At 72.8% G+C, this 11,538-nt stretch carries 9 protein-coding genes and 1 pseudogene; all 10 read right to left on the bottom strand.

Annotated elements, in window-relative coordinates:
- Positions 1-557 precede the first annotated feature (557 nt).
- Complete coding sequence (tyrS, locus tag ABEA10_RS29940; RefSeq protein WP_345469581.1) at positions 558-1,820, bottom strand: tyrosine--tRNA ligase; 1,263 nt, start codon at positions 1,818-1,820, stop codon at positions 558-560.
- Positions 1,821-1,890: 70 nt separating this feature from the next.
- Positions 1,891-2,514: a DNA-3-methyladenine glycosylase gene (locus ABEA10_RS29935; RefSeq protein ID WP_345469579.1), complete on the bottom strand. Its 624-nt coding sequence runs from the start codon at positions 2,512-2,514 to the stop codon at positions 1,891-1,893.
- Positions 2,514-3,944 (bottom strand): argininosuccinate lyase, encoded by a 1,431-nt coding sequence (argH, locus tag ABEA10_RS29930; RefSeq protein ID WP_329261883.1) that lies wholly within the window; start codon positions 3,942-3,944, stop codon positions 2,514-2,516. Before argH ends, ABEA10_RS29935 begins: the two co-directional genes overlap by 1 nt.
- A 281-nt stretch (positions 3,945-4,225) precedes the next feature.
- A pseudogene (locus ABEA10_RS29925) lies at positions 4,226-4,726 on the bottom strand (arginine repressor); the annotation flags it as partial.
- Between the two features lie 109 nt (positions 4,727-4,835).
- On the bottom strand, positions 4,836-6,008 hold the full coding sequence (locus tag ABEA10_RS29920; RefSeq protein WP_345469574.1) for an acetylornithine transaminase: 1,173 nt from the start codon (positions 6,006-6,008) through the stop codon (positions 4,836-4,838).
- Entirely contained in the window at positions 6,005-6,910 is a 906-nt protein-coding gene (argB, locus tag ABEA10_RS29915; RefSeq protein WP_345469572.1) for an acetylglutamate kinase, read from the bottom strand. The genes ABEA10_RS29920 and argB overlap by 4 nt, the downstream gene beginning before the upstream one ends.
- Positions 6,907-8,061, bottom strand: a complete 1,155-nt coding sequence (gene argJ / locus ABEA10_RS29910) for a bifunctional glutamate N-acetyltransferase/amino-acid acetyltransferase ArgJ (protein ID WP_345469570.1) — start codon at positions 8,059-8,061, stop codon at positions 6,907-6,909. The genes argB and argJ overlap by 4 nt, the downstream gene beginning before the upstream one ends.
- Positions 8,062-8,215: 154 nt before the next feature.
- Positions 8,216-9,244 (bottom strand): N-acetyl-gamma-glutamyl-phosphate reductase, encoded by a 1,029-nt coding sequence (gene argC / locus ABEA10_RS29905; RefSeq protein ID WP_345469568.1) that lies wholly within the window; start codon positions 9,242-9,244, stop codon positions 8,216-8,218.
- A gap of 182 nt (positions 9,245-9,426) precedes the next feature.
- Positions 9,427-10,938, bottom strand: coding sequence for a serine/threonine-protein kinase (locus ABEA10_RS29900; protein WP_345469566.1), 1,512 nt, complete (start codon positions 10,936-10,938; stop codon positions 9,427-9,429).
- Positions 10,935-11,538: hypothetical protein (locus ABEA10_RS29895; protein WP_345469564.1), on the bottom strand; the 604-nt coding region annotated here is incomplete at its 5' end. The genes ABEA10_RS29900 and ABEA10_RS29895, both read right to left, overlap by 4 nt.

The raw sequence follows: 11,538 nt of genomic DNA, 5'->3' as shown, positions 1-11,538 counted from the left end.
TCACTACGTCGAAGGAACCCCACCCGGGCCGGCCACCATAGGCGTCCTGCATCCCGTTCGTCGGGGCAACTCCCCAAGTCTACCTCGCCCAAACCGTGGTCCGGACCAAGAAGCTCTCTGAGAGTCTCTTCCCTGAGGCCGAGGCGCCTTCCGGCGTCCCGCTCCCTCACGGCAGGAAGAACGTTACGTGCCCGGCTCCGACCCGTCAAATTGCGGTAACTTGCGGCAACGCCCCAGTTCAGGGGCTGGTTTCGTACCGTCCCACGGCCGGCGCACGCCGGTCCGTGACCGGACCGTGATCATCAAGTTCGGATCGCTAAACGCACCGGTCCACCCCAGTCACAGGACTCACGGCCACCGTCGCCGGGAACGCCTATGTACCGCGACGGCGTCCGCACAGGGCGCCGCCTTTACGTTGTAGATCATTCCCACGCGGGAGGCGCACGAAGCGGACGGTCCGCCACGCCCGACCCCCAAAGGCCGGGCGTGGCGGACCGTACGGCAGTGCCGTGCAGTGCTCGCGGCAGGCGAGCGTTCCAGGCGGTCTCTCAGACCCCCTATGAGACCGTCACGCCACCCACGTTGCGCTTGCCGCGGCGCAGAACCAGGAAGCGGCCGTGGAGCAGGTCCGACGTCGACGGGACGGCCGCCTCGTCGGTCACCTTGACGTTGTTGACGTACGCGCCGCCCTGGGCGATCGTGCGGCGGGCCTCCGACTTGCTGCCCACCAGCTTCGTCTCCGCCAGCAGGTCCACCACCGACGGGAGCGGAGCCGACACCTCGGCCGACGGGACCGACGCCAGAGCGCTTTCCAGCGTCCGTTCGTCCAGCTCCCCCAGCTCTCCCTGCCCGAACAGCGCCCGCGACGCAGCGATCACCTTCGCCGTCTCGTCCTCACCGTGAACGAGCGTCGTGAGCTCCTCCGCCAGGGCACGCTGGGCCAGGCGGGCGGCGGGGCGTTCGCCGGTCGCCTTCTCCAGCTCCTCGATCTCCTCCCGGCTGCGGAAGCTGAAGAACTTCAGGAACCGTACGACGTCGCGATCATCGGCGTTGAGCCAGAACTGGTAGAAGGCGTACGGCGTCGTCAGCGACGGATCCAGCCAGTACGTCTCCCCGCCCGCCGTCTTTCCGAACTTCGTGCCGTCCGCGCGGGTCACCAGCGGTGTCGTCAGCGCGTGGGCCGTGGCGCCCTCCGCCCGGCGGATGAGGTCGACGCCGGAGGCGAGGTTGCCCCACTGGTCGCTGCCGCCGGTCTGGAGCCGGCAGTCGTAGCGGCGGTACAGCTCCAGGTAGTCCAGCGACTGCAGCAGCATGTAGCTGAACTCGGTGTAGCTCAGCCCCGTCGTCTCCAGGCGGTTGCGGACCATGTCGCGGGCCAGCATGCGGTTCACCGGGAAGTGCTTGCCGACGTCGCGCAGGAACTCGATGGCCGACATCGGGCCGGTCCAGTCGAGGTTGCTGACGATCATGCCCTTGTCGTCGCTGAGGGACAGGAACCGCGAGACCTGTTCGCGGATCCGCTCGACCCAGCCCGCCACGACCTCCTGGGAGTTCAGCGTCCGTTCGGCGCTCTTGCCCGACGGGTCGCCGATCAGGCCCGTGGCGCCGCCGACCAGGCCGATCGTGCGGTGCCCGGCGAGCTGGAAGCGGCGCAGGGTCAGGAGCTGGACCAGGTTGCCCAGGTGCAGCGACGGCGCGGTCGGGTCGAACCCGCAATAGAGCGTGACCGGCCCCGCGGCGAGCATGGCTCGCAGTTCGTCCAGGTCAGTGGACTGCGCGATCAAGCCGCGCCACGCGAGGTCGTCCAGAATGTCGGTCACGTTCTCCCTCGTCTCGTCGAGCGTCCGGAAACAAGCATGCCGGTAGGGCCGAGGATAAAAATAATGGGTTTCAGCCCTGATCTATCACCGTACGACGCCGTGGCGTGTGGAGACGGTACGGGGACACGCTCGGGTCGCCGTCGATCCAGAACCTCCACGGCACGTCCTTGGCGCTGCTGACCCCCGTGCGCGGGCCCGTACGGAAGGACGACGCGGGTGATCCGGCCGACACGCGCAGCGGGCTCGCCGGATCGCAGACGTCGGTGCCGGACAGCTCGCGGTCGATGGCCAGCGCCTCGCACAGCCGGGCCGGTCCGCGGGCGAGGTCGCGCGCCGATGAGCGAGGGCGGCGGGCGGCAGCCAGCTCACGCCCCTCGACGATCTCGCCGGCCCGCAGCAGCACGGCCGCCGCCGTACCCTCGCCCAGGCAGACCAGGTTGACGCAGAAGTGCATGCCGTAGGTGAAGTAGACGTACGCGTGACCGGGCGGCCCGAACATCACGGCGTTGCGTTTCGTCGGCCCCCGGTAGGCGTGCGACGCCGGATCGCGCGGGCCGGCGTACGCCTCGACCTCGGTCAGCCGGACCGAGACGACGCCTTCGGTCGTGGTACGAGTGAGCACGCAGCCGAGGAGGTCCGGCGCGACCTCCTCGGCGAGGCGGTCGAAGAACGAACGCGGCAGCACGTTGGCCATCAGGACTCGTCGGCCGCCCACGACGCGTGGGAGTCGGCGAGCGACCGCAGTGCCGTCAGCTGCTGGGCGACCCGCTCGGGTGAGGTGCCGCCGTACGCCTTGCGGGCGGCGAGCGCCCCCTGCACCGAGAACACGTCGCGTACGTCGGGGGTCAGGTGCGGCGACACCTTGGCCAGCTCCTCGTCGGTGAGGTCGCCGAAGTCCTTGTCGTTGACCTGGCACCACACCACGAGGTGACCGACGACCTCGTGCGCGTCGCGGAACGGCACGCCCTTGCGGACCAGCAGCTCGGCCAGGTCGGTGGCGAGGGCGAACCCCTGGGGCGCCAGCGACTCCAGGCGCGCGGTGTTGACGCGCATCGTGGCGATGAGCCCGGACACGGCCGGCAGGACCAGCAGCAGCGTCTCGACGGCGTCAAAGACGCCCTCCTTGTCCTCCTGCAGGTCACGGTTGTAGGTCAGCGGCAGGCCCTTGAGCGTCGTGAGCAGGGCGGTGAGGTGGCCGATGAGACGGCCGGACTTGCCGCGCGCGAGCTCCGCGACGTCGGGGTTCTTCTTCTGCGGCATGATCGAGGAGCCGGTGGCGTAGGTGTCGTCCATCTCGATCCACCGGAACTCCTGCGACGCCCACAGCACCACCTCCTCACCCAGCCGCGACAGGTGCACGCCGATCAGCGCGGCGGCGGCCAGGAACTCCACTGCGAAGTCGCGGTCGCTGACCGCGTCCATGGAGTTGGGCGCCGCCGCGTCGAAGCCCAGCTCGTCGGCGACCGTCTCGGGGTCGAGGGGCAGCGAGGACCCGGCGAGCGCGCCGGAGCCGAGCGGGCTGACGGCGGCGCGCTTGTCCCAGTCGCGCAGCCGGTCGACGTCGCGGGCGAACCCCTGGACGTGGGCCAGCAGCTGGTGGGAGAACAGCACCGGCTGCGCGTGCTGCAGGTGCGTCATGCCGGGCGCGGCCACGCCCATGTTCTGCTCGGCCTGCGCGATGAGCGCGGTCTCCAGCTCGACGAGGCGGGACACGATCTGGCGTACGTGGTCGCGCAGGTAGAGCCGCAGGTCGGTGGCGACCTGGTCGTTGCGGCTGCGGCCGGCGCGCAGCTTTCCGCCGAGGGTGCCCAGCCGCTCGAGCAGGCCGCGCTCGAGAGCGGTGTGCACGTCCTCGTCGGCCACGGCGGGCCGGAACTCTCCGGAGCGGCAGGCCGCCTCCAGGTCGTCGAGCGCACCCAGCATGCGGGACAGCTCGTCGTCGGTGAGCAGGCCCGCACGGTGCAGCACCCGCGCGTGGGCTCGGGAACCGAGCAGGTCGTACGGCGCGAGGCGCCAGTCGAACTGCACGCTCACCGACAGCCGGGCGAGGGCCTCCGACGGCCCGCCCTCGAACCGTCCGCCCCACAGCCTGGTCGGCGTCCTGCGGTGTTGCTCATCCGTCACGCTGGTTCTTCTCTCACGAATCGACGACGACATGGAGTGTTCTCCGCTATCACTGCAACATCACGGCCGGGCGCGTTCAGCCGACCTGACGGTCACGCTTCGCGGTCGCGCCGCTCACCGCTAAAAGGGCTTTTGACCTGGCCCTAGGCTCATCGTTCCGCGTTCTCCGGAGCCGGGTGCGCGCCGGCGCCGCGGCCCGCCGGCACATGCGGCAGGTCGTCCGCCGGCTCCCAGGGCGGACGGGGCCGCCGGCCGGGGCCGGCCTCGCGCGGCGGCTCGGCACGGCGTTCGGTCAGCGCCAGCAGCGAGGACGCGAGTACCGCGCCGCCCGACGGGTCGCGGGAGATGACCAGGATCGTGTCATCTCCGGCGACCGTGCCGAGCACGGACGACCAGTCGGCGTGATCGATGGCCGAGGCGAGCAGCTGCGCGGCGCCCGGAGGCGTACGCACGATCACGAGGTTCGCGGAGGCCTCCGCGGACACGAGGAGCTCCTGCGCGAGCCGGGCGAGCCGGCCGGTGAACGTCTCGGCTCCGCGCGACCGGGCCCGGCGGATGCGCTCGCCGCCCTCTCCGGGCACGGTGTAGATCAGCGAACCGTCCGCGGCGCGCAGCTTGACCACGCCGATGTCCACGAGGTCGCGCGACAGGGTCGCCTGGGTCACGTCGACTCCCTCGTCGGCGAGCAGCTTGGCCAGCTCGCTCTGGGAGTGCACGGCGTTGCGACCCAGGAGTTCGACGATGCGTGACTGACGCGCGGTCTTGGTCAGGGGCGTGGTCATGCGTCCTCCGCCGCTCCCTGCGAAGACGCTCCCCGGGCTCCGCGTCCGCCCGGGCGTCCCGGCTCCGCGGCCAAGGTGCCGCGGTCACCGATTCGCTCGTTCCACTCGGTCATGTCTTCCTCAAGATATCCGGCAACGCCGCCGTGAAGGAGGCGACTTCGCCGGATGTGATGATCAGAGGCGGCGCGACGCGGATGACGTCGGGCTTGACCGCGTTGACGAGGAAGCCGGCATCGCGGGCGGCCGCCTCGACGTCGGCCGACTTCGGCTCGGACAGCACGAGGGCGCGCCACAGACCGGCACCGCGGACCCGGGCCAGGAGCGGGTGGCCGGCCGCCGCGATGCCGTCGGCGAGCTGCTCGCCGACGGCGGTGACGTGATCGAGCAGGCCCTCCTTCTCGATCGTGTCGAGGACGGCGAGCGCGGCGGCGCAGGCGATCGGGTTACCGCCGAACGTGGACCCGTGGTCGCCCTTGCCGAACGCGGTGGCGTAGTCGCCGAAGGCGACGCACGCGCCGATCGGCAGGCCGCCGCCCAGGCCCTTGGCGAGGGTGATCACATCGGGCCGGACGCCCTCGCGCTGGTGCTGGAACCAGACGCCGGTGCGGCCGATGCCGCTCTGGATCTCGTCGACGACCAGGGCCGCGCCGGTCTCGTCGCAGATCTGCCGCGCGGCGGCGAGGTAGCCCTCCGGGGCCGGGACGACGCCCCCCTCGCCCTGGGTGGGCTCGAGGAACACCGCGGCGCACTCGCCGGTCACGGCCTCCCGCAGCGCGTCGACGGAGCCGTAGGTCACGAAGCGGACGTCGGCGCCGAACGGCCCGAACGGCTCGCGGATCGACGCCTTGCCGGTCAGCGCGAGCGCGCCCATCGTGCGGCCGTGGAACCCGCCGTCCGCGGCGACGACGTACGTGCGGTTCGGACCTGCGTGCCGGCGGACCAGCTTGTAGGCGGCCTCGTTGGCCTCGGCGCCGGAGTTGGTGAAGAACACCCGCCCGTCGCCGCCGAGCAGCCCGACGAGGCGTTCGGCGAGGCGGACACCGGGCTCGTGCACGAAGAGGTTCGAGGTGTGCGCGAGCGTGCCGGCCTGCGCCGAGACGGCCGCGACCAGCGCCGGATGCGCGTGCCCGAGCGCGGACACGGCGATGCCGCCGATGAGGTCGAGATAGGCGTTGCCCTCCGGATCCCAGACGCGGCAGCCCTCGCCGCGGGCGAGCGCGAGCGGCGGCACCCCGTAGTTGGGCATCATCGCCGCATCGAAGCGGCTGCGCAGGTCACTCATGCCGGCACCACCATCGTCCCGATCCCTTCGTCGGTGAAGATCTCCAGTAGCAGCGAGTGCGCGATGCGGCCGTCGAGGACGTGCGCCTGGGGCACGCCGCCGCGTACGGCGCGCAGGCACGCCTCCATCTTGGGCACCATGCCCGCGGACAGGTCGGGCAGCATCTTCTCCAGCTCCGCGGCGGTCAGCCGGGCGATCACGCCGCCCGGGTCGCCGGTGGGCGGCCAGTCGGCGTACAGGCCGTCGACGTCGGTGAGCACGATGAGCTTGGTCGCCTGCAGGGCCACCGCCAGCGCACCGGCCGCGGTGTCGGCGTTGACGTTGTAGACCACGCCGTCGTCGCCCCGCGCGATGCTGGAGATGACGGGGATGCGGCCGTCGTCGAGGAGGCTGCGCACGGCGCCGGCGTCGACCTCGACGATCTCGCCGACCTGGCCGATGTCGACCGGTTCGCCGTCGACGATCGCGGGCTTGCGCTCGGCGGTGAACAGCCGCGCGTCCTCGCCCGACATGCCGACGCCGAACGCGCCGTGCTGGTTGAGCATGCCGACGACCTCGCGGCTGACCTGGCCGACCAGCACCATGCGGACGACGTCCATGGTCTCCGGGGTGGTGACGCGCAACCCCGCCTTGAAGCTGGACTCGATGCCGAGTCGATCGAGCTGGGCGTTGATCTGCGGGCCGCCGCCGTGCACGACCACGGGGCGCAGCCCGGCGTAGCGCAGGAAGGCGACGTCCTGGGCGAAGGCCGGCCGCAGCGCCTCGTCGGTCATGGCGTGGCCGCCGTACTTGATCACGACGGTCTTGCCGTGGAACTCCTGCAGCCACGGCAGCGCTTCGATGAGCGTCGTCGCCTTGCGCAGCGCCTCGGTGGCGTCGCGGGTCGGGGGGAGGGAGGTCATGAGGAGTACGCCGAGTTCTCGTGGACGTAGTCGGCGGTCAGGTCGGTCGTGTGGATCGTCGCGCTGTGGGTGCCGGCGCCGAGGTCGACGGTGATCGTGACGTCGCGCGGCCGCATGTCGACCTTGGAGCGGTCGTCGCCGAACGACCCGTTGCGGCACACCCAGACGCCGTTGATCGCGACGTTGAGCCGGTCGGGCTCGAAGACCGCCTCGGTCGTGCCGACCGCGGACAGCACGCGGCCCCAGTTGGGGTCCTCGCCGTGGATCGCGCACTTGAGCAGGTTGCTGCGGGCGACCGCGCGGCCGGCCGTGACGGCGTCGTGGTCGCTGGCGGCGCCGACGACCTCGATCGCGATCGCCTTCGTGGCGCCCTCCGCGTCGATCAGGAGTTGGCGGGCCAGGTCGGCGCAGACGTCGGTGACCGTCGCGGTCAGCTCGGCCTCGTCGGCGCGGACGCCGGTGGCGCCGCTGGCGAGCAGGAGCACCGTGTCGTTGGTGGACATGCAGCCGTCGGTGTCGAGCCGGTCGAAGGTCAGCCCGGTGGCGTGCCGCAGGACGCGGTCGAGGGTCTCGGGGTCGGCCTCGGCGTCGGTGGTGATGACGCAGAGCATCGTGGCGAGCGCCGGGGCGAGCATGCCCGCGCCCTTGGCCATGCCGCCGACCGTGTAGCCGCCGGCGGCCCGCCGGAAGGAGATCTTGGCGACGGTGTCGGTGGTGCGGATCGCGTCGGCCGCGCCGAGCCCGCCGTCGCGGGACAGCTCCGCGGCCGCCGCGGCCACGCCCGGCAGCAGCCGGTCCATCGGGAGCCGCTCGCCGATCAGGCCGGTGGAGCAGACCGCGATCTCGGCGGCGGAGTCGCCGAGGACGTCGGCGGCCTTCTCCGCGGTCTGGTGGGTGTCCTGGAAGCCGTCGCTCCCGGTGCAGGCGTTGGCGCCACCGGAGTTGAGCACGACCGCGTGCACCCGCCCGCCGCGCAGGACCTGCTCGGACCACAGCACCGGCGCGGCCTTGACGCGGTTGCGGGTGAACACTCCGGCCGCCGCGCGGGACGGGCCGTCGTTGACGACCAGCGCGAGGTCGCGCTGGCCGCCGTCCTTGAGGCCGGCGGCGACGCCGGCGGCACGGAAGCCGAGTGGGGCGGTGACGCTCACGGATTCTCCTTGTTCGCTTCTCCGCCCACGAGGCCGGTCCTCGCTGCGACGGAACTCACCGATGCCTCACGGGCGACACACACGGGTCTCGCTTCTCCGCCCATGAGGCCCGGCCTCACTTGAGTCGCTCTCGCCGATGCCTCGTGCGCGTCGCTCATGGTGCGACTCCGATCGTGGTGAGGCCGAGATCCTCGGGCAGGCCGAGGGCGAGGTTCGTGCTCTGGACGGCACCGCCGGCGGTGCCCTTGGTCAGGTTGTCGATGGCGGCCACCGCGACGATCCGTCCCGCCCGCTCGTCGAGCGTGACCTGCACCGCGGCGACGTTGGCGCCGAGCGTCATGGAGGTGGAGGGCCACTCGCCCTCGGGCAGCAGGCGGACGAAGGGCTCGTCGGCGTAGGCCCGGTCGTACGCCTCGCGCAGCGCGGTCGCGGTGAGCCCCGGCGCGGCCTTGGCCGTGCAGGTGGCGAGGATGCCGCGGCTCATCGGCGCGAGAGTCGGCGTGAAGGACACCGTGACCGGGGCTTCGGCCACGGCGGACAGCTGCTGCGCGATCTCGGGGGTGTGCCGGTGGACGCCGCCCACGGCGTAGGCGCTCATCGCGCCCATGACCTCGCTGCCGAGCAGGTGCGGCTTGACCGAGCGGCCCGCGCCGGAGGTGCCGGACGCCGCGACGATGACGACGTCGGGCTCGGCGGCGCCCGCCGCGTACGCCGGGAACAGCGCGAGCAGGGACACGGTCGGATAGCAGCCGGGCACCGCGATGCGCCGTGTGGAGCGGAGCCGCTCGCGGGCGCCGGGCAGCTCGGGCAGGCCGTAGGGCCAGGTGCCGGCGTGCGGCGTGCCGTAGAAGCGCTCCCACTCGCCCGCGTCGTCGAGCCGGAAGTCGGCGCCGCAGTCGACCACGAGCACGTCGTCGCCGAGCGTGGCGGCGATCGCCCCGGACTGGCCGTGCGGCAGGGCGAGGAAGACGACGTCGTGCCCGGCGAGGGTCTCGGCGGTCGTCTCCTCCAGCACCCGGTCGGCGAGCGGATGCAGGTGCGGGTGGTGCGCCCCGAGCCGCGTGCCCGCGCTGGACCCGGCGGTCAGCGTGCCGATCGCGAACCCGGGATGGCCGGCGAGGACGCGCAGCAGCTCGCCGCCCGCGTATCCGCTCGCTCCGGCGACCGCCACACGCGCACCCATACGTCTCGTCTCCGCTCTCGAGGCAATGGTGAAAGTATGCATTGAGATGCATCATCATGCAAGACTGATCTTCGCGGAACGTGACCGATCGGAACGGCCTCCGAGCCGGTGACCAGCGGACGCGCGGTCCCCCGGCCGGAGGCGGCCATCCCGGCCGGGCCCCCGGACCACGCCGCGTGATGTCAGAGCCGGGCGAGGCGCGCGCCCACGGTACGCGCGGCGGCGACGGCGTCCTGGCGCAGCCGCGTGGCGCCGATCGCGCCGGTGAGGTCCGCGTAGACGACCTTGACGACCACGTTGCTCGACCGCAGCCAGACCGTGGACGAGCGCCCGGAGTCGATGCCGTCGGTCTCGTCGAAGGCGAACGCGGCGTCGGCGACGCCGGGGACGTCGGTCACCCCGGACCGGGTGCTGCTGATCTTGTCCGCGGCGTGCGCGGAGATCTGGGACTGCCGTCTCTTGTCCGCGTAGTACGCCTCGGCCAGGCCCGGCGCGGTCAGCGCGTCGCGGGGGGTGAAGTGCTGGAGCCACAGCTCGATCGAGCCCTCGGTGAGCCCAGCGCCCCAGCGGCAGCCCTGCGTCTCGGCGGTGGGCGTCCGGCCGGCGCCGAGGCGGGACGCCTCCGCGGAGGTGAGCAGCGCGCAGGGCCGGGGCATGGTCGCGAACCGCCCGCGCTGCGGCTCCGCCGGCGGGCGTACGGGCGGAGAGTCCGAGGCGTCGTCCTTCCCGGCGAGCGCGATCCCGGCCGGTACGGCGATCGCGCAGGCCAGCGCCGACGCGAGGATCGCCGGCGCCGGGCCGCGCCGCCGGTACCACCGGCCGGGGCGGACCGGGGCCGTCGGGACGACCGCCATCGCCCGCCCGGCCGTGTCGGCGCCCGGCCAGAGCGCGGGCGCCTCTCCCCCGGCCACACGGAGCAGGAACCCCCGTATCGCGTCCGGCGGCGGCCGGTGTGCCGGGTCCTTGGCGAGCATGGCCGTGAGGAGCGGGCCCAGCGGACCGGCCCCGTGCGGCGGCAGGGGGTCCTCGGTCAGCACGGCGCTCAGCGCGCCCGCCACGGTCCGGCGGTCGAACGGCGGCCGGCCCTCCGCGACGGTGTAGAGCGTGGCGCCGAGCGACCACAGGTCCGAGGGCGGCCCGGCGGTGTCGTCGCGAAGGCGCTCGGGCGCCATGTAGCCCGGCGACCCGACCAGGCCGCCGGAGGCGGTCAGCGACACCTCGCCGGCGAGCGTGGCGATGCCGAAGTCGGTGAGGACCACGCGGCCGTCATCGCACAGGAAGACGTTGCCCGGCTTGACGTCGCGGTGGAGCACGCCCTCCGCGTGGGCCACGCCGAGGGCGTCCAGCACGGCCAGCCCGATCTCGGCCACCCGCTGCGGGGGCAGCGGCCCGACCTCGTCGAGGGTGCGGCCGGCCAGCAGTTCCATGACGATCCACGGCCGGTCGTCCTCGGCGATCACGTCGTGCACCCGGATGATCGAGGCGTGTCTCAGCCGGGACGACACCCGGGCCTCGCGGATCGCGCGTTCGCACAGGACGGCGCGGCGTTCGGCGGTGATCCCCTGGGGCAGCGAGAGCTCCTTGACCGCGACCGTACGCCCCAGCAACTCGTCGCCGGCGCGCCAGACCGCGCCCATGCCACCACGGCCCAGCTGCTCCGACAGCCGGTAGCGCCCGGCCAGCACCCGCGTCACGGCATCCGCCGCAGAGCCTGGGACACCCACCGGGCGGCGTCGAGGGCGCCCGCGCGGATCCGGGCGGCGTCGCCGGAGCCGTCCGCGGCGACGAACCAGACGGACAGGTAGAGGTTGCTGTCACGGAACGTCACGTCGGCCCGTTCCACGTTCCCCTTCTGGGAGGTCTCGGTCAGGTAGGCGGCCTCGCCGACTCCTGAGACGCGACGTGCCGCGCTCTGCCGCGCGCCGGTACGCCGTACGCCGATCTCGTCCCAGCCCCACGCGATGCCGGACCGCGGCCTGCTGTCGGCGGCGTACTGCTGGTCGTAGGAGGCGCGAGCCGCACCGGGGGTGGCGGTCCACGGGTCCTCGGCCGCCGTCTCGGTGCTCGGGTCGTAGACGGACTCCGCCGACACGGAGACGGCCTGGTGCCGCGCCGCCGCGGTCCAGGCGCACGAGTGGGCGTCGGGCACCTTCGACGCGTGCGGGACCAGCCGCGTGACCTGGTCCGGGGTGAGCAGGGCGCAGAAGTCGAACGGCCGGACGTAGCGGCCGGCGGTGGACGGGCTCGCCGGGGCGGCGGCCGCCGGGGACGCGGAGGAACGGGCGTGCGGGTGG

The sequence above is a fragment of the Actinoallomurus oryzae genome, assembly GCF_039541955.1.
GTDB classification, from domain to species: Bacteria; Actinomycetota; Actinomycetes; order Streptosporangiales; family Streptosporangiaceae; genus Actinoallomurus; species Actinoallomurus oryzae.
This window is presented reverse-complemented; position numbering and strand designations above follow the sequence as displayed.